The 17,206-nt window shown below is 72.9% G+C and carries 22 protein-coding genes and 2 pseudogenes; 11 read left to right on the forward strand and 13 right to left on the reverse strand.

Annotated features, from left to right (window positions below):
* Positions 1-13: 13 nt before the first annotated feature.
* The 3 genes from MTR79_RS15355 to MTR79_RS15365 form a co-directional block, all read right to left on the reverse strand.
* Positions 14-634 (reverse strand): class F sortase, encoded by a 621-nt coding sequence (locus MTR79_RS15355; RefSeq protein ID WP_086700377.1) that lies wholly within the window; start codon positions 632-634, stop codon positions 14-16.
* Positions 631-1,005, reverse strand: a complete 375-nt coding sequence (locus MTR79_RS15360; protein ID WP_048459948.1) for a hypothetical protein — start codon at positions 1,003-1,005, stop codon at positions 631-633. Before MTR79_RS15360 ends, MTR79_RS15355 begins: the two co-directional genes overlap by 4 nt.
* Positions 1,006-1,138: 133 nt before the next feature.
* Entirely contained in the window at positions 1,139-1,549 is a 411-nt protein-coding gene (locus MTR79_RS15365) for a Rid family hydrolase (RefSeq protein ID WP_086700379.1), read from the reverse strand.
* 79 nt (positions 1,550-1,628) lie between these two features.
* Between MTR79_RS15365 and MTR79_RS15370 the strand changes: the two genes are divergently transcribed.
* The 3 genes from MTR79_RS15370 to MTR79_RS15380 all read left to right on the forward strand — a co-directional run bounded on the left by MTR79_RS15370 (position 1,629) and on the right by MTR79_RS15380 (position 3,139).
* Positions 1,629-2,009, forward strand: a complete 381-nt coding sequence (locus MTR79_RS15370) for a helix-turn-helix domain-containing protein (protein WP_086700380.1) — start codon at positions 1,629-1,631, stop codon at positions 2,007-2,009.
* 99 nt (positions 2,010-2,108) lie between these two features.
* On the forward strand, positions 2,109-2,549 hold the full coding sequence (locus MTR79_RS15375) for a VOC family protein (RefSeq protein WP_086700382.1): 441 nt from the start codon (positions 2,109-2,111) through the stop codon (positions 2,547-2,549).
* Positions 2,550-2,650: 101 nt separating this feature from the next.
* Positions 2,651-3,139, forward strand: a complete 489-nt coding sequence (locus tag MTR79_RS15380) for a VOC family protein (protein ID WP_244790675.1) — start codon at positions 2,651-2,653, stop codon at positions 3,137-3,139.
* Positions 3,140-3,160: 21 nt separating this feature from the next.
* On the opposite strand, the gene MTR79_RS15385 is transcribed toward MTR79_RS15380, so the two are convergent.
* Together MTR79_RS15385 and MTR79_RS15390 are read right to left on the reverse strand one after the other, a co-directional pair.
* Positions 3,161-4,060, reverse strand: a complete 900-nt coding sequence (locus MTR79_RS15385; protein WP_244790677.1) for an NAD-dependent protein deacetylase — start codon at positions 4,058-4,060, stop codon at positions 3,161-3,163.
* Between the two features lie 111 nt (positions 4,061-4,171).
* Positions 4,172-4,783: a TetR/AcrR family transcriptional regulator gene (locus MTR79_RS15390; protein ID WP_244790679.1), complete on the reverse strand. Its 612-nt coding sequence runs from the start codon at positions 4,781-4,783 to the stop codon at positions 4,172-4,174.
* Positions 4,784-4,879: 96 nt separating this feature from the next.
* Here MTR79_RS15390 and MTR79_RS15395 point away from each other — a divergent pair, with 96 nt between their 5' ends.
* Positions 4,880-5,722: an alpha/beta hydrolase gene (locus tag MTR79_RS15395; protein ID WP_189364403.1), complete on the forward strand. Its 843-nt coding sequence runs from the start codon at positions 4,880-4,882 to the stop codon at positions 5,720-5,722.
* Between the two features lie 3 nt (positions 5,723-5,725).
* Here MTR79_RS15395 and MTR79_RS15400 read toward each other — a convergent pair whose 3' ends face one another.
* Complete coding sequence (locus MTR79_RS15400) at positions 5,726-6,352, reverse strand: class I SAM-dependent methyltransferase (protein ID WP_244790681.1); 627 nt, start codon at positions 6,350-6,352, stop codon at positions 5,726-5,728.
* A 93-nt stretch (positions 6,353-6,445) separates the two neighbouring features.
* Here MTR79_RS15400 and MTR79_RS15405 point away from each other — a divergent pair, with 93 nt between their 5' ends.
* On the forward strand, positions 6,446-7,045 hold the full coding sequence (locus MTR79_RS15405) for an XRE family transcriptional regulator (protein WP_048459941.1): 600 nt from the start codon (positions 6,446-6,448) through the stop codon (positions 7,043-7,045).
* Positions 7,046-7,144: 99 nt separating this feature from the next.
* On the opposite strand, the gene MTR79_RS15410 is transcribed toward MTR79_RS15405, so the two are convergent.
* From MTR79_RS15410 to MTR79_RS15420, 3 genes and pseudogenes are all read right to left on the reverse strand, one after another.
* Positions 7,145-7,429: a GlsB/YeaQ/YmgE family stress response membrane protein gene (locus tag MTR79_RS15410; protein ID WP_048459940.1), complete on the reverse strand. Its 285-nt coding sequence runs from the start codon at positions 7,427-7,429 to the stop codon at positions 7,145-7,147.
* A 74-nt stretch (positions 7,430-7,503) separates the two neighbouring features.
* Positions 7,504-8,340, reverse strand: a complete 837-nt coding sequence (locus MTR79_RS15415; RefSeq protein WP_244790683.1) for an endonuclease/exonuclease/phosphatase family protein — start codon at positions 8,338-8,340, stop codon at positions 7,504-7,506.
* 142 nt (positions 8,341-8,482) lie between these two features.
* Positions 8,483-9,109, reverse strand: a pseudogene (locus MTR79_RS15420) (serine hydrolase domain-containing protein); the annotation flags it as partial.
* Between the two features lie 61 nt (positions 9,110-9,170).
* On the opposite strand from MTR79_RS15420, the pseudogene MTR79_RS15425 reads away from it, so the two are divergent.
* From MTR79_RS15425 to MTR79_RS15440, 4 genes and pseudogenes are all read left to right on the forward strand, one after another.
* Positions 9,171-9,648 (forward strand): annotated as a pseudogene (locus MTR79_RS15425) (TetR/AcrR family transcriptional regulator C-terminal domain-containing protein); the annotation flags it as partial.
* 39 nt (positions 9,649-9,687) lie between these two features.
* Positions 9,688-10,287 carry a sulfite oxidase-like oxidoreductase gene (locus MTR79_RS15430; protein ID WP_048459936.1) on the forward strand — a complete coding sequence of 200 codons (600 nt, stop codon included), beginning with the start codon at positions 9,688-9,690 and terminating at the stop codon, positions 10,285-10,287.
* Positions 10,257-11,012: a ferredoxin reductase gene (locus MTR79_RS15435; RefSeq protein ID WP_048459935.1), complete on the forward strand. Its 756-nt coding sequence runs from the start codon at positions 10,257-10,259 to the stop codon at positions 11,010-11,012. Before MTR79_RS15430 ends, MTR79_RS15435 begins: the two co-directional genes overlap by 31 nt.
* Positions 11,013-11,029: 17 nt before the next feature.
* On the forward strand, positions 11,030-11,305 hold the full coding sequence (locus MTR79_RS15440) for a DUF6510 family protein (protein WP_244790685.1): 276 nt from the start codon (positions 11,030-11,032) through the stop codon (positions 11,303-11,305).
* Positions 11,306-11,390: 85 nt separating this feature from the next.
* Here MTR79_RS15440 and MTR79_RS15445 read toward each other — a convergent pair whose 3' ends face one another.
* The 3 genes from MTR79_RS15445 to MTR79_RS15455 all read right to left on the reverse strand — a co-directional run bounded on the left by MTR79_RS15445 (position 11,391) and on the right by MTR79_RS15455 (position 14,253).
* Positions 11,391-11,867, reverse strand: a complete 477-nt coding sequence (locus MTR79_RS15445; protein WP_086704898.1) for a VOC family protein — start codon at positions 11,865-11,867, stop codon at positions 11,391-11,393.
* Positions 11,868-11,924: 57 nt separating this feature from the next.
* Positions 11,925-12,842, reverse strand: a complete 918-nt coding sequence (locus MTR79_RS15450; RefSeq protein ID WP_189364400.1) for an NADP-dependent oxidoreductase — start codon at positions 12,840-12,842, stop codon at positions 11,925-11,927.
* A gap of 85 nt (positions 12,843-12,927) precedes the next feature.
* Positions 12,928-14,253, reverse strand: coding sequence for a DUF2254 domain-containing protein (locus MTR79_RS15455; protein ID WP_244790686.1), 1,326 nt, complete (start codon positions 14,251-14,253; stop codon positions 12,928-12,930).
* A 257-nt stretch (positions 14,254-14,510) separates the two neighbouring features.
* Here MTR79_RS15455 and MTR79_RS15460 point away from each other — a divergent pair, with 257 nt between their 5' ends.
* Together MTR79_RS15460 and MTR79_RS15465 are read left to right on the forward strand one after the other, a co-directional pair.
* Complete coding sequence (locus MTR79_RS15460; protein WP_244790688.1) at positions 14,511-15,914, forward strand: amino acid permease; 1,404 nt, start codon at positions 14,511-14,513, stop codon at positions 15,912-15,914.
* A 193-nt stretch (positions 15,915-16,107) separates the two neighbouring features.
* Positions 16,108-16,638, forward strand: coding sequence for a hypothetical protein (locus tag MTR79_RS15465; RefSeq protein WP_189364397.1), 531 nt, complete (start codon positions 16,108-16,110; stop codon positions 16,636-16,638).
* A gap of 12 nt (positions 16,639-16,650) precedes the next feature.
* On the opposite strand, the gene MTR79_RS15470 is transcribed toward MTR79_RS15465, so the two are convergent.
* Positions 16,651-17,166 (reverse strand): molybdenum cofactor biosysynthesis protein, encoded by a 516-nt coding sequence (locus MTR79_RS15470; protein WP_244790690.1) that lies wholly within the window; start codon positions 17,164-17,166, stop codon positions 16,651-16,653.
* Positions 17,167-17,206 lie beyond the last annotated feature (40 nt).

The following is a 17,206-nucleotide window of genomic DNA, read 5'->3' on the forward strand; positions in this document are numbered from 1 at the left end:
CACGGACGCCGGATCAGGGGGCGGTGGCGCGGAGCGCCGCGAAGACGATCACGTTGTCGCGGTACTCGCCGTCCTCCAGTGGTCCGCCGCACGTGATGAGCCGCAGCTCCGGCCGTGCGGTGTCGCCGTAGACGTCCTCCGTGGGGAAGTCGGCCTTGGCGACCGTGCGGACCGAGGTGACGGCGAACCGCGCCGCCGTGCCGTTCTCCAGACGCACCGTGATCCCGTCGTCCCGCCGCAGCCGCGCCAGATGACGGAAGACCCCGTCGCCGTGGGTGCCGACCGTGACGTGGCCGAGGATCACCGAGGGACCCGGCCGGCCGGGGGTGGGGGAGTACCGGTACCAGCCGGCCGGGTCGTCCGCCGTGATCGGCGGGACCTCCACCGTGCGGTCCGGGGCCAGACCCAGCCGTACGACCGGGGTGTCGACCCCGATGGCGGGGATCTCCAGACCGACCGGGACCGAACGCGCCAGGGGACGCGGCCCGGAGACGGATGACCCCGCCGCGGCGGGCGACCGGTTGCCCGGCGTCTCCGTCGCGGCAGGCCCGTCGGAGTCCGCACCGCCGCCGCATCCCGTGACCAGGCAGGCCACGGCCGCGGCGACGACGGCGCGCCTGGAGAACGGGGTCATGCCCCGGACGCCCGGCGGCGCACGACGAAGACCGCCGCGCCGCCCGCGGCGAGCACCGCGGCGGCGCCCCCGCCGATCAGCAGACCGTCGCCGCCGGACTGCTCGGCCACCGGCGCGTCACCTGTGTCCGGCGCACCGCGCGGCACCACGGTGACCCCGTCGGTGTCCTCCGCCGGAGCCGGAGTCGCCTCGGAGGCACCGCGGTCGGACGGGACCGGGCTCGGGCCGGTCCCGTCCGCCTGCTCGGCGGAGTCGGTGGCCGCCGCCGTCGTGTCGGGGACGGGGGAGGGGTCGTCGGCGAACGCCGGCATCGCGGTGGCCAGCACGGCGGTGCACGCGAGTGCCGCCGCGCTCAGGACGTTTCGGCGCATGGAACGCTCTCTTTCCTGGGTCCGCCCGCACGGTCACCCGGCGGGCTGGGGGATGAATCGTGCGGAGAGACGGGGGAGCGGGGACCCAGGTTGCAAAGAGAAGGTAAAGCCGTGAACGGTGGGGCCGTGGCGCTCAGTCGAGGATCGCCGTCGCCTCCACCTCGACCAGCACGTCCGGCTCGAAGAGGTGGTCGACGCCGATGAGGGACGACGGCGGGAGCGGCAGGGGAAGTCCGATCTCCTCCGCGACCTCCTCGACCCCGGCCATGAACGGGCCGATCTTCTCGGGCGCCCAGTCGGTGACGTAGAAGGTGAGACGCAGGACGTCGTCGAAGGAGGCGCCGGCGCCGCGCAGGCCCCGTGCGGTGCCCCGGAGCGCGTGGGCGACCTGCCCGGCGAGGTCCCCCGGGGCGAGCGGAGTGCCGTCGGCGGCACGGGCGATCTGCCCGCTGACGTGAACGTGACGGGTGCCCGTCCCCACGGCGACGTGCTCGTACGGGGTGGGCTGCAGCATGCCTTCGGGCGTGAGACGGCGGACGGTCACGGGGGTCTCCTCGTGTCGAAGCAGTAGGTATACCTTTGATACTTGGTGGGCGAAGGACACTTCAAGGAGACCAGGTATCGTGCCGGAGACCGAAGACGGCCGCGCGAGCGGCGAGCTGCGGATCGAGAACGCGCACCGCGAGCTGCTCGACCAGGTGCTGGACAAGTGGTCGCTCAGCGTCCTCAACGAACTCTGCGAGCGGCCCTGCCGCTTCAACGACCTGCGCCGCGCCATCCCCGCGGTCACCCAGAAGTCCCTCACCGCGACCTTGCGCAGACTCGAACGCAACGGCATCGTCGAGCGGGAGGTCGTCAGCTCGCGTCCCGTCGCCGTGGAGTACCGCATCACGCCGCTCGGCAAGACCATGCGACGCCCGGTCGACGTGCTGCTGGACTGGGCCACGGCCCACATGCCCGAGATCGAGCGGGCCCGCGACGCCTTCGACGCCGGCCTCGACTGAGGCCGCGACACGCGCCGTTCACGCGAAGGGGGGCACGGGCCGCGCCCCGGGTGTACCAAGGGGCCGGAACGCACCGCCCGACGCGAGAGGGAGCGATACGTGGCGATCCAGCGGATGGACAACGTGGCCGTCGTCGTCGACGACCTGGAGGCGGCCGTCGCCTTCTTCACCGACCTCGGAATGGAGGTGGAGGGCCGCGGCGAGATCGAGGGGAGCGTGCCGGACGGGATGCTCGGCCTCGACGGCGTCCGCACGGCCATCGCGATGCTGCGCACCCCTGACGGCCACGGGAAGCTCGAGCTGACCCGGTTCCACTCTCCCGCCGCGGTCGCCGTGGGACCCCCCGACCCGCCGCCGCACACCCTGGGCCTGCACCGTGTCATGTTCGCCGTCGACGACCTGGACGACACGGTCGCCCGACTGCGCCGCCACGGCGCGGAACTCATCGGCGAGGTGGTCCGGTACGAGAACACCTACCGCCTCTGCGAGCTGCGCGGCCCCTCGGGCATCCTCGTCGCCCTGGCGGAACCGGTCGGCTAGCTGTTCCGTCCGGGGAGATTGACCTCAACCCGACTTGAGTTCCTACGTTCGTCCTCGAGAGCCGCGGCAGCGGGCCGCGGCGCCCCACGAGGAGGTCTGTCATGGACGAGCGCACGGCCGAGGCGGAGATTCCCGCGCGCTACCACTACGCGGTGGTCCCGCACATCATGGTCGACGACGCCGCGGCCGCGATCGACTTCTACCGGCGGGCGTTCGGCGCGCGGGAGGACTTCCGGCTGGAGGCGCCGGGCGGGGGAGTGCTGCACGCCGAGATCACCATCGGGCGGTCGGCGCTGATGCTGGGCGACGCGAGCGTGAAGGAGGCGGAGGACGCGTCCTTCACCGCGCCCGCCTTCCTCGGCGGCGGCACCTCCGTCACGCTGCACGTCTTCGTGCCGGACGTCGACGCGCTGGCCGCGCGGGCGGAGGCGGAGGGCGCGGAGATCCTCCAGCCGCCCACGGACATGTTCCACGGCGACCGCACGGTGATCCTGCGGGACCCGTCGGGGCATCTGTGGGTGTTCCTGACCCATCTCGAGGACGTGAGCGAGGACGAACTCAGGCGACGCCTGGCGGCCACCGCCCTGTGACCACGGGGGCGGCCCCGCCGCTCAGGCGGCCGCCTCCGCCTCGACCGTGACGCCCAGCCGGCCGGCGACGGTGGTGAGCGCCGCGCCCAGCGGCAGCCCCACCCGGGCACGGGCGTGCCGGTCGCCGCGGGTCGGGTCCCGGTTGACGATCAGCACGGGCTTGCCGCTCTCCGCCGCCAGCCGCACGAACCGCAGCCCCGACATCACCGTCAGCGAGGACCCCAGGACCAGCAGGGAGTCCGACTCCCGCACCATCCGCCGGCACAGCTCGACCCGCTGCGGCGGTACGGTCTCCCCGAAGAAGACGACGTCCGGTTTGAGGACGCCGCCGCACACCGCGCACGGCACCACTCGGAAGCCGACGACCTGGTCGTCGGTGAGGTCGGCGTCGCCGTCGGGGTTGATCCCGGCGGCCACCGGGGAGAAGCCGGGGTTCGCCGCCTCCAGCCGCTCCGCGAGCTCGCTGCGCGGGCTCATGCGGCCGCACGAGAGGCAGACCACCCGGTCAAGACTCCCGTGCAGCTCCACCACACCCTCGCTGCCGGCGGCCTGGTGCAGCCCGTCCACGTTCTGGGTGATCACACCCGACACCAGACCGTCGCGGCCGAACGCGGCCACCGCCCGGTGCCCTGCGTTGGGCAGGGCACGGCCGAAGGTCCGCCAGCCCAGATGGCTCCGGGCCCAGTACCGGCGCCGTGCGGCGGCCCCGCCCACGAACTCCTGGAACGTCATCGGGGTGTGCCGGCTCAGGCTTCCGCCCTCGCCGCGGTAGTCGGGGATCCCGGACTCCGTCGAGATCCCGGCCCCGCTGAGCACCAGCACACCACCGGCACGCAGCGCGTCGACGACGGGTTCCAGATCCGTGGTGGCCGGCGGCAGGTCTCCCGTCGGGGTCCATCTCAAAGTGGGGCGCACGCGCATGCCCACCAGGGTACGGAACCCCTGCAAACGCCCGGTGATCCCGCGGTCCTGTGACCTGTGCCGTCATCCGCCCCGACCTCGGACCTCCGCCGCACCTTCCTCCCGGCACGGTCACGCCTGGTCCAGCAGCCGCTCCGCCATCGCGCGCGCGTCCCGGAGGCAGCGGCTGTCGCCCTCCAGGCCCGCCCGCACCATCGCCCCCTCCAACAGGAAGGCGATCTGCCGTGCCGTGGCCCGGGCGGCGTCGGGACGGCCGGGCAGCAGCGCCGTGAGATGTTCCGCGATCATCCGCTCCACCGCCTCCTTCTGCCGGCGCACCTGCGCCCGCCCCTCGTGCCCGGCGGGCATCTCCGAGGCCGCGTTGAGCAGTCCGCACCCCCGGAAGTCACCTGTGGGAGGGGCGTCCGCGCCGTCGATGTAGGTGTCGAAGACGCCCAGCACGCCGTCGCGGGGGTCCGGTTCCGGGTCCACCCGCCTCCGGTACCGCACCAGCCAGTCCTCGTGCCGGTCGTCCAGGTAGGCCCTGACGAGGTCCGCCTTGGAGGAGAAGTTGTTGTAGAGGCTCATCTTCGCCACGCCGGCCTCGGCGGTGATGGTGTCGATGCCCGTGGCCGTCACGCCCTCCTGGTAGAAGCGCCGCGCCGCCGCCCGCAGGATCCGCTCCCGCGCCGGGCGTCTCCTCTCCGGCCGGACCGCTTCCGCCGACTCCTGCTCCCTCGACATGACGCACCCCTCTCTATGTAGACTGGTCTACCCAGTTTACTCGACGGTCGGCGCCCCCGCCGACGGTCCGTCGCCCCGGCCCCCGAGGAGGGCACCATGTCGTTCCTGACCGACCACCTCGTCGTCGACGGAGTACGCCTGGCCTACCGCGACAGCGGAAGCGGAGAGCCGGTCGTCTTCCTCCACGGCACGCCCTCCCACTCCTACGAGTGGCGCGACGTCGTCCCCCACGTCGAGGCGGCCGGCCACCGCGTCGTCGCGTACGACCTGCTGGGGTACGGCCTCTCCGAACGCCCCGCCCACCGGGACACCTCCGTCGCCGGCCAGACCGACCTGCTCGGGCACCTCCTCGACGCCCTCGGCGTCGAGGAGGTGAGCCTGGTGGCGCACGACATCGGCGGAGCCGTCGCCCTGCGCTTCGCCCTCGCCCACCCCGGACGGGTACGCCGACTGATGATCATGGATTCGGTGAGCTACGACTCCTGGCCCTCGCCCACCTGGCGCCGGATCATCGACGAGGAACTGGACGCGCACGCGGCCCTGCCGCAGGAGGAGTTCGACGCCCTGCTGACCCGTCAGCTCTCCATGACGGTCGCCGACACGTCGCGGATGAGCGGCGACGTCCTGCGTGCGTACCTCGCGCCCCACACGTCACGGCTCGGCCGTACCTCCTTCTTCGAGCACCAGGTGCGCCACTACGACGCGCGCTACACCCAGGAGATCGCCGCCCGGCTCGGAGAGCTCACGATGCCCGTGCGCATCCTGTGGGGCGCGGAGGACCAGTGGCAGCCCGTCCACTACGCGGAGCGCCTGCGCGACGACATCCCCGGCGCCGAACTCGTCGTCGTGCCCGACGCCGGCCACTTCCTCATGGAGGACGCGCCCGACCGCGTCGTCCGCGAGATCCGTGACTTCCTCAGCGCGACACCCGTGTCCTGACCCTCACCCCGCCCGGCGGACGAGCAGGACATGGTCGGTCACCTCGGCCGTGCCGCCGTCCGGGCCCGTCGCGATCCGGCGGGGCGCGTCGGCCCGCTCCACCGTCCAGACCGCCGGGTCGAGCCCGATCCCCGCGGCGACCTCCTCGGGGGCCGGAAAGCGAACACCCGGATCCTGGTTCCACGACCAGGGCGCGGTCGAGCCGTGGTCGACGACCAGCAGGCGCCCGCCCGGCCGCAGCGCGTGTGCAGCCGCGCGCAGCACGCCCGGCCGGTCCAGGTCGTACGGGGTGTGCAGATAGTGGGCGCTCACCAGGTCGAACGCGCCGGGCGGGAACGACGTCCGCAGGTCGGTCCGTACGGCGGTGACCCGGTCGTGCAGACCGTGCGCGCGGGCGAGCGCGGTGAGCCGGTCGACCGCGACGGCCGAGATGTCGGCCGCGGTGACCCACCACCCCGCACGGGCCAGCCACAGCGCGTCGCCGCCGTTGCCGCACCCGAGGTCCAGGGCCTCGCCGGGCGGCAGACCCGTCACCGTCTCCGTCAGCCGGACGTTGGGGGACGGGCTGTCCGTCGCGGGGCGGGCGGCGTGGACGCCGTCCCAGAACGTGACCGCGCTGGTGCTGTTCATCGGGAACTCCTTCAGGTCGTGGTCGTCGCGCCCAGTCTCGGCAGCCGGCCACCGTCCCGGCACGGAAACTTGCCGTTGTGGCAAGCTGGCGCGATGGACGGCAGGACGGACGACGAGGTACTGGACGCCGTGGGCCCGAGGCTGCGGGCGCTGCGCCGTGACCGCGGGCTCACACTGGCCGACGTGGCGGCCGTCACCGGCGTCTCCGAGAGCACCCTGTCCCGGCTGGAGAGCGGCCGGCGCCGGGCGACGCTCGAACTGCTGCTGCCGCTGTCCCGCGTGTACGACGTGCCGCTGGACGACCTGGTGGGGGCGCCGCGCACCGGCGACCCGCGGATCCACCTGAAGCCCGTCACCCGGTTCGGGATGACCTTCGTACCGCTGTCCCGCCGGCCCGGCGGCGTGCACGCCTTCAAGCTCATGATCCCCGCCCGGCCCGAGCCCGCGGCGCCCACGCCGCAGACCCACGAGGGGTTCGAGTGGCTGTACGTCCTCACCGGCCGTCTGCGGCTCCTGGTCGGTGAGCGGGACCTGACGCTGTCAGCCGGCGAGGCGGCCGAGTTCGACACCTCCCTGCCGCACTGGCTGGGCACGGCCGACGGCAAGGCCGTCGAACTCCTCGTCCTCTTCGGCCTCCAGGGCGTCCGCGCCCACCTCCGCACCGACCCTCGCACCGGACGCGAGCCGGAGTGAACGGGCACGCGGAAGGCCCCCGTCTCCGAGAGGAGGACGGGGGCCTTCCGCGTGCAGGCAGAGACCTGCGGGTGTCACCTCACACCGGTGAATGTGCCGTTAGGCGTGGGCGTGACCGCCCCGGTGGCTGCGGCCGGTGAAAACCCGGTACAGCGCGAGGAGAATGACGGAGCCGATGATGGCCGCGATCCACGTCGACAGCTCGAAGAAACCGTCGATCGAGTCCACCCCGAATATCACCTTGCCCAGGAAGCCGCCGAGCAGGCCGCCCGCGATGCCGATGAGCATGGTGATGATGATGCCGCCCGGGTCCTTGCCCGGCATGATTGCCTTGGCGATCGCGCCGGCGATCAGACCGATGAAAATCCAAGCGATAATGCCCATCACTGACTCCTTCGACGTCGGTTCGCGGAACGTGTATCCGCGAATCACACGTCCTAACAGAACTCTTACGGGAATCAGCGCGCGGCGACGTCGGCGTGCAGCAGATGGTGATCCGAGAACCGGCTGGGCCGCACCTCGTGCCCCAGCGCCGAAAGCCCGCGCAGGAACACGTAGTCGTACTTGCTCTGCCAGTCCGTCGTCGGCTCGCAGGCGCCGGCGGCCGGCGGCCGGCACCCGGCGTCCATGTCCTCGGCGAGCGCCCACATCGGGGACATTTCGGGGGAGTCGGGCACGGCGTTGAAGTCGCCCAGCACGACGGCCCGCTCGTACGGGGCGACCTGCGGCGCCAGCACCGCGGTCTGCCGCTCGCGCACCTCCTCCTGACGCCGTTGCGCCAGGTGCGTGTTGAAGACCCGTACGGTCTGCCCGGCGACCTCGGTCGTGACGGCGATGTACCCGCGGTCCTCCGAGCCGCCGTCCGGGTACTCCGCCGTGACGACGTCGGTCATCGGCGCCGCCGACAGCACCGCCTGCCCGTAGCCTCCCGGCCTCCACGGAACGCCGCCGCAGCGGCTCCAGTTGCGCAGCACCGGGCCGTACTCGACGTGGTAGTCCAGCCCGTGGAGATTGGCGAGGTGGTCCCGGATCCGTTCCACGTCCCGTACGCACGCCTCCTGGAGGCCGACGACCTGCGGCGCGTACGCGGCGATCTCCGCCGCCCGTTCGACGTTGCTCTCGTCGCACGGGTTGCACATGTTCCACGTCATGACCCGGTTGGGCACCACGTCCTTCGCCGCGTCGACCGGCACCGTCCGGGCGAACGGGGCCCCGGCGGGCGTGCTGGGGCCGACAAGCATCATGCAGGCCACGACGACCGCCCCCGCGATCAGCCACGCACCTCTACCGAGCACCCCCGCCTCCTCGACGTGCAGCCGCACCGCGTGTCGGTGCCTCCTACCGAGGGTAGGCGACGCGGGTGTCAGCAGCGTGTGAGGACCTGGCGTCCGTCCGCCGGACGGGAGTTGACGGACCCTGAACGGGGACGTGGAGCGGTCAGCCGTTCGCCGCCAGGCGATGGAAGGCCGCCAGCGCCGCGTCGATGGCGTGCGGCTGCGGACGGCCGGAGGTGTCGAGTTCGTTCCAGCGCTGGAGATTGACGGCTGCACACCACTGGCGGCCGTCGTCGGCGCGGGCCATCGCCGGCGTCCCGCCGCCCTGCACCGTGCCGCCGTGCCCCCAGTAGGGGTCCTGCCCCGGGCTCAGCGGCTGCAGCGGGTGCAGACCGAGGCCGTAGTCGATCGTCCTCCCCTCTGGGGAGACCACCGGCACGGTGCGCTGCATCTCGGCCAGTGAGGACGGCGTGACGATCTCCCCGGCGAGCAGCAGCGCGTAGAAGCGGTTGAGGTCCGCGACCGTCGAGATCAGCGACGCCGAGGGGCCCACCCACGACATGTCGTGGACGCTGTGGTCGCGCGGCGGGTCGATCATGCGGAACCACGCCTCGTAGAGCCGCGAGTGCGGCCCCTCGATGTGTGCCCCGACGGCGAGTCCGGTCTCCCCCAGACTCACGGGCCCGATGACGTCGCTGGCGATGCACCGCTCGGCCTGCAGCCCCGTCACCTTCTCCAACAGCTGCCCCAGCAGCAGGTAGTTGATGTTGGAGTACACCCCCCGGGGTGCCGCCCGGCACGCCGACCGGGCAGGTACCGCGACACCGGCGCGTCGAGGCCGGCCGTGCCCCCGCCTCACCGCCCTCGCCCTGCGTCAGGGACGCCTTCGCCCGGCAGCCGCAGCTCGCCGCGGTGTGGGGCCGCTACGCGTCCAGCGGCGCCGGATCCCGCCTGATCATGGAGCAGGTGCTCCAGGCCCTGCGCGCGGCGGGACTGCCCGACGAGGAGATCCCCGCGCACCACCACCGTCTCGCGGTGCTCCTCGTCGCGCCGGTCTCCTCCGACGCCGGCATCGCCACCCTCACGCGCGAGGAGCGGGAACAGGGCCTCGAACCGTTCCGCGTCGCGGTCCTCGGCACCGACCCCGAGCGCTTCCCGGCCCTGGTGCTCTTCGCCCGCGAGGTCCACCCCCTGAGCGCGGACCGCCGCGCCGCCTTCGAGGCCATCCTCGCCTCGCACCTCGACCGCATCGAGGCGGCGGCCGCACAGGGCCGGCTGGACGGCGGGCGAAGCCGCTGCGCCGAGATGCCGGGCCGCGGCCACTCCTGAACAATGGGGACTGCCCTCTTCCGAGAGTGGGGATGCGACATGGCCGTCATTTCACGCGGATTCCACGGCCGGGCACGGGACAAGGGGCACGAGCTGCCGCCGGGTCAGTACGAGACCACCGGCTTCCCCGTACTGTCCGCGGGCCCCACACCCACGGTGAGCCTCGACGACTGGGAGTTCACCGTCCGCACCGAGACCGGCGTCCGGTACCAGTGGAACTGGCAGGAGCTGATGGCCCTGCCCTCCGAGACGCCCACCGTCGACATCCACTGCGTGACCAAGTGGTCGAAGTTCGGCACCCGATGGCAGGGCGTCTCCCTCGACGTCCTCCTCGCGAACGTGGAGTCCGGCGCCGAGTACGCCCTGGTCCGCTCCTACGGCGACTACACCACCAACCTTCCCGTCGAGGACCTCCTCGACGGCAAGGCGTGGATCGTCCACCGCTTCGACGACGAGGAACTCCCCGCGGAACACGGCGGCCCCGCCCGCCTCCTCGTCCCACACCTGTACTTCTGGAAGTCCGCGAAGTGGGTGCGCGGCATCCAGTTGCTCGACGAGGAGGAACTGGGCTTCTGGGAGACCGTCGGCTACCACGAGTACGGTGACCCATGGCGCGAGCAGCGGTACCGGGGCGACTAGGCGCACGGCTGCGCTGGCTGGAGGCCCGCCTCACCGGTCGGCGCGACGAGTCGGACACCGCCCGCACCCTCGTGTTCGACGTCCCCGGCTGGCCGGGCCACCTGCCCGGACAGCACGTCGACGTACGGCTCACAGCGGAGGACGGCTACAGCACGCAGCGCAGCTACTCGATCGCCTCCGCGTCCGACGGGCAACGTGTCGAGCTGACCCTCGAACGGATCGACGACGGCGAGGTCTCCCCGTACCTGGTGGACGTCCTCGAGGTGGGGGACGTGATCGAACTGCGCGGGCCGGTGGGCGGTTGGTTCGTGTGGCGGCCCGACGAGCAGAAGGAACCGGTGCTGCTCGTGGGAGGCGGCTCAGGACTGGTGCCGCTGATGGCGATGATCCGCACCCGGCGCGCCCTCGCCAACCGTGTCCCGTTCCGGCTGGTGTACAGCCTCCGCACTCCGCGATCCCAGCTGTTCGTCCCGGACCTGCGGACGCAGGACCCGGGACTCGACAAGACCTTCCTCTACAGTCGCTCCGCACCGGAGGGCTGGCCGCGGCCGCCCGGGCGCGTCACCGCGAACGATCTGTCCGCCGGCGGGTGGCCGCCGGACTTCGAACCGGCCTGCTACGTCTGCGGGTCCACCGGATTCGTGGAGACGGCGTCCGGTCTGCTCGTGGCACTCGGCCACGACCCCCGCCGGATACGGACCGAACGCTTCGGCCCCGGCGGGTGAGCGAAGGGACCCACTTCATGAACACCGAACCCGGCTTCCTCGACGGCAACGCCGCCGCCGGCGACCTCGAGTCGCTGTTCGGCGCCGACATGACCATGGCCTCCGGCCGGTGCCAGAGCTGCGGCCTGCGGATGCGGCTGGCCGAGGCGCACGCCTACCTCGGCGGCCCCGGAACGGTGCTGCGCTGCCCCGGCTGCGACGACGTGCTGCTGCGCATGGTCCGCTCCCCGAGCCACCTCTGGTTCGACGCGAGCGGACTGGACTATCTGCGCCTTCCGGCGCCCGCCGTGTGAACGGCACAAGCTCGGGGTGACGGCCGCCGTCCCGGTCGACGGGACGGCGGCCGCCCGGAGTCGGCACCGCCCGGGTCACACCCCGTCAGCGGCCGGGCAGCCGCTGCTGCACCTCCTGGAGCACCCAGCCGTTGCCGTCCGGGTCGCTGAAGGTGGCGAAGGAGCCGTAGGACATCCGGTCCGGGTGGAGACCAGGCAGCCGGCCCTGCCCCTGGGCGGGGTCGTGGGTGAAGTCCCCGCCGCCGTGGCCGTGGTAGAAGACGGCACCTGCGTCGTGGAAGACCTCGCTGACCTCGATGCCGCGGTCGACGAGTTCCGCGCGGCTCTTCTCGATGTCGGGGACGACGAGGTACATGCCCTGCGCGGAGCCCGGCGGCACGGACGTGATGCCCTTGCCGAAGATGATGGAGCACTCCGAACCGGGCGGGGTGAAGTGCACGGCCCTCCAGTCCTCGCTGGCCGCCTTGTCGAGGTCGAGCCGGAAGCCCATGGCCTCGTAGAAGGCCTTGGCCCGGTCGACGTCCGACACCGGCAGCACGATGAGTTCGAGCTTGAGATCCATGAGAATGACTGCTTTCCGTCGTTGCGGAACCCCCCGCTCCCGACGGGCGCACCGGCGTCACGCGACGGTGACGACGGTCTTCCCGGCCGTCCCGGACTTCGTGCGGAACGCGTCCGGCGCCTCGGCGAGCGGACGGACGCTCCCCACCAGGGGCCGCAGCCGGCCCTGTCGGTGACGGTCGACGACCTGCGCGAGGTCATCCCGGTCGGGCTCGACGATGAAGTACATCGCCCGGCCGTTCTCGGGCCGCACGGTCGGCGGGCGGGAGATGCTGATGAGGGCGCCTCCCGCTCTGAGGACGGCGGCCGAGCGGTCGAGCACCGTCCCTCCGACCGCGTCGAATACGAGGTCGACGAGGCCCACGGCTTCTTCCCACGCCGGCTGTTCCAGGTCGACGAACTCCTCCGCGCCCAGTTCCAGCACCCGGTCCCTGCTCCTCGCGCGGCCCGAACCGAGGACACGCGCTCCGGCGTCACGGGCGAGCTGTGTGGCCGCCATTCCCACCCCCCCTCCCGCTCCGTGCACGAGGACGCTCTGCCCGATCCCGAGCCGGCCGTGCGTGAACAGCCCCTGCCAGGCGGTGAGTCCGGGCATCGGCAGGGCCGCCGCCCGCACGGGGTCGACGTCCGCGGGCAGCGGCGTGAGATTGCGCGCCTCCACCGCCACGTACTCGGCGAGGGTGCCGTCACGGTTCCAGTCGGTGAGGCCGATCACCCGCTGTCCGACGGACAGTCCGGTGGTGCCGAGCGCCACCTCGGCGACCTCTCCCGACACCTCATGTCCCGGTACGACGGGGGAGCGGGGCCTGCCGGCCCGGTCGACCCACGAGGCGGGCCAGGTGAGTTCATCGGGCGTGAAGCACGCCGCCCGTACCTTCACGACGACGTCGCCCTCACCCGCGTACGGGTACGGGGCCTCCTCCACGACGAGATCGTCCAGAGGCGCGTCGCGGTCGTGAGCTCGTACCGCTCTCATGGAGGCCCCCTGACTCGTGTGGGGGGGAAGACCTCCTTCCAGCATGACCCCGTGACGCTCCCAGGTCGAACGGAGCCGCTCCGCCTCACACGTCGCCGTCGGGCCGCGCCGGACCGTCGGGGGAGGAGCCGCCGCCCCCGATGCCCTGCCGGTCGCCGGTGCGGGCGAGCGTACGGCGGATCCCCTCGGGATACTCCCGCTCCACGGCGTCGTCCAGCAGCACGAGCTGGCGGCGCACCGCGGGCCGCCGCGCGTCCGGCACCCCGTCCAGCAGCCCGTCCAGCAGGGCGTGCAGCCGCCGGCACACCTGGAGCGAGCCGACACCGTACTCGCGCGCCTCGGTGACGCCCAGCTCCAGGTACTCCTCCCAGCCGCGCCCCGGCACCACGACGCGCGGCCGGCCGTCCAGGTCGGCCAGCACGTGCCGGCCCCGCAGCTCCGACCGGCCGACCCCGTGCAGGAACGTCTCGATGTGGTTGAGGACCTGCACGGCGGTCGTCGGGTCGTTCACCGCCGAGGACAGCGCCCGCGTGGCGATGTCGGCCAGCACGCGCAGCGCGAAGGCGGGATCCTGCTCGACGGTACGCTCGGCGCCCAGCGCCACCAGCCCCGCGAGGCGGCGCGGCTCGGCCGGGTCGCGGTGCGTGCCGTGGACCTCCAGCAGAACCGACCCGGGAGGCACGAAGTCCCCGACGCGGTGCGCCACCACGAGCACGCAGTCGTACCGCGCCGCGGCCCGCACCAGCCCGGCCACGTCCAGCCCCTGCACCGCCCCGCCCTCCACCGCGCGCACCACCTGCGCGGGCGTGTCCAGGGGCGGACCGTCGTCCCGCTCGTCGAGGAGGACGCAGCGGCCCTGCGCCTGCACCGACACGCCGAGGACACGCAGGCCGGTGCGGCACACCCGGTCGGCGATCGCCACCGGACGCACGTCGTGCACGAACCGGTTCAGGTAGACCAGCAGCATCACCAGGCTGACCGCGACCCCGAGGCCGGCCAGGGTGACACCCAGGTCGGGCACCGTGTCCGGACCGATCCGGCGCAGCAGCGTGAACGCGAAGGCGAAGGTGCCGGCGAACAGGGACAGCACCGTCTTCTGCAGCGGGTTGCGGTACCACAGGCGCATGTAGCGCGGGGACAGCGTGCCGGTGGCCTGCTGGACGACCAGCACCCCGATCGTGACGACGAACCCCAGCAGGGCGACCATGGCGCCCACGATGGCGGTCAGCACGCCCGAGGCCGTGGTGGCGGTGTACCGCCAGCCGGTCGGGATGCCCACCACGTCGTCCAGGGCGAGCGCCGCCTCGCCGAGCAGGGCCCCGGCGGCCAGGCCGAGCACCGGCAGGATCCACAGGCTGGTTCTGACGTACTGCCCCAGCTGGAACCGGGAGGACCAGGACCAGGTCGGCATGGGCCGCCTCCGCAGTGCCCGGGAACGGGCTCGCTCCTCACGCTACCGCCGCGGCACGCCCGTCGCAGAGCCAGACGGAGGCGTGGCCGGCCGCCGGACAATTGCCCGTCCAGATGCCTTCACGGTGCATCCTTTTCGGTGCCACACCGTCCCCGGCGGGACGATTACGCCTGATTTGGAGCGATCCGTCATCGTCCCCGACCATGTCTCCGGCCCGGCGATCCCGGGCATCCGTTCGACGAGAGGCGCACCACCCCATGCACGTCACCGGGACCGTCCCCCCACCGGCTCCGGCTCCGCAGGACACCCCCGACGGGACCCCGGACGGCACGGGGCGGCGCACCCGCCGCTTCGGACTGCCCGTCGCCACCGCACTGGTCATGGGCAACATCATCGGCGGCGGCATCTTCCTGCTCCCGGCCTCCATCGCCCCCTACGGCACCATCAGCCTCCTCGCCTTCGGCGTGCTGACGGTCGGCGCCATCGCCCTGGCCCTGGTCTTCGGCCGCCTCGCCGAACGCGACCCCCGCACCGGCGGCCCGTACGTGTACGCCCGTGAGGCCTTCGGCGACTTCGCCGGGTTCCTCGCCGCCTGGGCGTACTGGATCACCACCTGGGTGTCCAACGCGGCCCTCGCCGTGGCCGCCGTCGGCTACTTCGACGTGCTGATCCCCGTCGGCGAACACCGCTGGACCGCCTGTCTCGCGGCCCTCGTCGTCCAATGGCTGCCCGCCCTCGCCAACTACGCCGGCACCCGCTACGTCGGCGCCGTGCAGGTCGTGTCCACGGTGCTCAAGCTCGTACCGTTGCTCCTCGTCGCCGTCGGCGGACTCTTCTTCTTCGACGCCGGCAACCTCGGACCCTTCCGGGCCGGCGGGGAGAGCGCCATGGGCGCCGTCTCCGCAGCGGCCGCCATCCTGCTCTTCTCCTACCTCGGCGTGGAGTCCGCCGCCGTCAGCGCCGGCGAGGTGCGCGACCCCCGGCGTACCGTCGGACGCGCCACCGTCATCGGCACCGCCGGGGCCGCGGTCGTCTACCTGCTGGGCACCCTCGCCGTCTTCGGCACGGTCGCCCACGACCGGCTCGTCGAGTCCGGCGCACCCTTCTCGGACGCCGTCAACGGCATGTTCGGCGGCGCGTGGGGCGGCTGGGCCGTGGCGCTCGCAGCGCTCGTCTCCATGACCGGCTGCCTCAACGGCTGGACCCTCCTCAGCGCCCAGACCTCCTACGCCGCCGCCAAGGACGGACTGTTCCCCGCCCCCTTGGCCCGCAAGCGGCGGGGCGTGCCGACGGTGGGCGTCGGCGTCACCGTCCTCCTCGCCTCCCTGCTCACCGTGTACAACTACGCCTCCGGCACGGCCCGGGTGTTCGAGACGCTGGTCCTGGTCACCACCTTCACCGCGACCGTCCCGTACCTGCTCGCGACGGCCGCGCAGCTCTACCACCTCGTCTCCGGCCGGCGGGACCGCGTCGACCGCGCCCGCCTGGTCCGCGACCTGGTCGTCGCCTCGGTCGCCGCCGCGTTCTCGCTGTGGCTGGTCGCCGGCGCCGGATACCAGGCCGTCCACCAGGGTGTGCTGTTCCTCTTCGCCGGCGTGCTGGTCCACGCCGTCATGGCGGCCCGCAGGCAGCGGACGGCGACCGGCACCGCCGGCCGGTGACCGCGGCCGACGGGCGCCGCGGGTCCCCGTAGCGGGCTCGGGCAAATGGGGCAGCTTGCGGCACAGGGCGTTGCCTCCGGGTGGCCCGGAAGTTGATCCAGAACACGGCGCATGTGCGGCGGCCGGACCTTCCGGTCGCCTCACATGCTGTCGCGCCGCCCTGTCCCGCCCCTCCCGCCGGAGGCCGCCCGCGATGCATGAACCCGCCCACCCGTCGCCCCAGCCGGACGCCCCACGCGCCGCCGAGCGGCTCCTCCCGGAACCCCGCCTGCTCAGCGGCGTCTACGGACTGGTCCTGGCCAGCGCCCTGGCGGCCGCCCTCGACTCACCGGACGAGCAGACCAGCCCCGGCTCCGACGCCCTCTGGGTGCTGCTCACCGCCGTCGCCGCCGCGGCCGCACACGGCTACGCCCACGTGCTCTCCCACCGCATGTCCGCCGAACCCGGCGGCCTGACGGCCGGCCTGCGCGCCATGCTCGCGGAGTGGCCGGTCGTCGCCGCGGCGGCCCCCACGATCGTCCTTCTGCTCTTCGCCGTCCCCGACTGGTGGACGGAGGCCGCCGCCGTCGAGGTGGCGCTCGTGGTCAACACCCTGATCCTCGCCGCATGGGGCATGTGGACCGCGCGCCGCGCCGGCCGGACCTGGCCGGCCTCGCTGCGGGCCGGGGCGGGGGACATGCTGATCGGCTTCGTGATCATTGGCGCCAACGCCGTGATCAAGTAGCGCCCCCGCGTCCTACGCCCTCCGACGCGGGGCCGGCTCGGACAGCACCTCGAACCGGGCCGGCCCGACGAGGAGGACGCCGTCGTCGAGCGGAGTGCACCGCACCCCGCCCTTGTCCCTGAGCGCCTTCTGGGCGCCCGGGCCGACGGTCACGTTCATCCACGCGCAGGGCCGCGCCGGACGGTTCAGCGAGAACCGCACCGGGCCCTCCCCGCAGTCCAGACTCACCGTCGCCCCCACCAGCGCGTCGACGTCGACGCCCCGCAGGAGCACGTTGCGCCGGGTCTCCCGCAGACCGACGGCGGGAGCGATGTCCGTGGGGAGGTTCTCCACGGACATCATCGTCACGGAGGCGTCCCGGTGCGCGGCCTGAGCGAAGTAGCGGTCGCCCACCAGCCCCAGACCCGCCCGCACCTCGGCGCGCGTGACGCGTTCGTCGTCCGGACCGGGCGCGGGCCCCTCCGAGGGCCGCCCGGCCAGCCGGTGCGCGGGCGACACCAGAAGCTGCACCAACTCGACGTCGATCATGCGCTTCCTCGTCGGCTCCGGCGGACACGGCCGCACCGAC

Source organism: Streptomyces sp. BJ20 (genome assembly GCF_022869105.1).
Taxonomy (GTDB): domain Bacteria; phylum Actinomycetota; class Actinomycetes; order Streptomycetales; family Streptomycetaceae; genus Streptomyces; species Streptomyces griseoincarnatus.

What these genes read in the sequence shown, in the direction of transcription:
- MTR79_RS15460 (WP_244790688.1), top strand. Translation starts at nt 14,511, where the DNA reads ATGCACGTCACCGGGACCGTCCCCCCACCGGCTCCGGCTCCGCAGGAC.
- MTR79_RS15355 (WP_086700377.1), bottom strand. Translation starts at nt 634, where the DNA reads ATGACCCCGTTCTCCAGGCGCGCCGTCGTCGCCGCGGCCGTGGCCTGC.
- MTR79_RS15390 (WP_244790679.1), bottom strand. Translation starts at nt 4,783, where the DNA reads ATGTCGAGGGAGCAGGAGTCGGCGGAAGCGGTCCGGCCGGAGAGGAGA.
- MTR79_RS15455 (WP_244790686.1), bottom strand. Translation starts at nt 14,253, where the DNA reads ATGCCGACCTGGTCCTGGTCCTCCCGGTTCCAGCTGGGGCAGTACGTC.
- MTR79_RS15395 (WP_189364403.1), top strand. Translation starts at nt 4,880, where the DNA reads ATGTCGTTCCTGACCGACCACCTCGTCGTCGACGGAGTACGCCTGGCC.
- MTR79_RS15450 (WP_189364400.1), bottom strand. Translation starts at nt 12,842, where the DNA reads ATGAGAGCGGTACGAGCTCACGACCGCGACGCGCCTCTGGACGATCTC.
- MTR79_RS15405 (WP_048459941.1), top strand. Translation starts at nt 6,446, where the DNA reads ATGGACGGCAGGACGGACGACGAGGTACTGGACGCCGTGGGCCCGAGG.
- MTR79_RS15430 (WP_048459936.1), top strand. Translation starts at nt 9,688, where the DNA reads ATGGCCGTCATTTCACGCGGATTCCACGGCCGGGCACGGGACAAGGGG.
- MTR79_RS15380 (WP_244790675.1), top strand. Translation starts at nt 2,651, where the DNA reads ATGGACGAGCGCACGGCCGAGGCGGAGATTCCCGCGCGCTACCACTAC.
- MTR79_RS15470 (WP_244790690.1), bottom strand. Translation starts at nt 17,166, where the DNA reads ATGATCGACGTCGAGTTGGTGCAGCTTCTGGTGTCGCCCGCGCACCGG.
- MTR79_RS15440 (WP_244790685.1), top strand. Translation starts at nt 11,030, where the DNA reads ATGAACACCGAACCCGGCTTCCTCGACGGCAACGCCGCCGCCGGCGAC.
- MTR79_RS15360 (WP_048459948.1), bottom strand. Translation starts at nt 1,005, where the DNA reads ATGCGCCGAAACGTCCTGAGCGCGGCGGCACTCGCGTGCACCGCCGTG.
- MTR79_RS15445 (WP_086704898.1), bottom strand. Translation starts at nt 11,867, where the DNA reads ATGGATCTCAAGCTCGAACTCATCGTGCTGCCGGTGTCGGACGTCGAC.
- MTR79_RS15465 (WP_189364397.1), top strand. Translation starts at nt 16,108, where the DNA reads ATGCATGAACCCGCCCACCCGTCGCCCCAGCCGGACGCCCCACGCGCC.
- MTR79_RS15435 (WP_048459935.1), top strand. Translation starts at nt 10,257, where the DNA reads ATGGCGCGAGCAGCGGTACCGGGGCGACTAGGCGCACGGCTGCGCTGG.
- MTR79_RS15400 (WP_244790681.1), bottom strand. Translation starts at nt 6,352, where the DNA reads ATGAACAGCACCAGCGCGGTCACGTTCTGGGACGGCGTCCACGCCGCC.
- MTR79_RS15410 (WP_048459940.1), bottom strand. Translation starts at nt 7,429, where the DNA reads ATGGGCATTATCGCTTGGATTTTCATCGGTCTGATCGCCGGCGCGATC.
- MTR79_RS15385 (WP_244790677.1), bottom strand. Translation starts at nt 4,060, where the DNA reads ATGCGCGTGCGCCCCACTTTGAGATGGACCCCGACGGGAGACCTGCCG.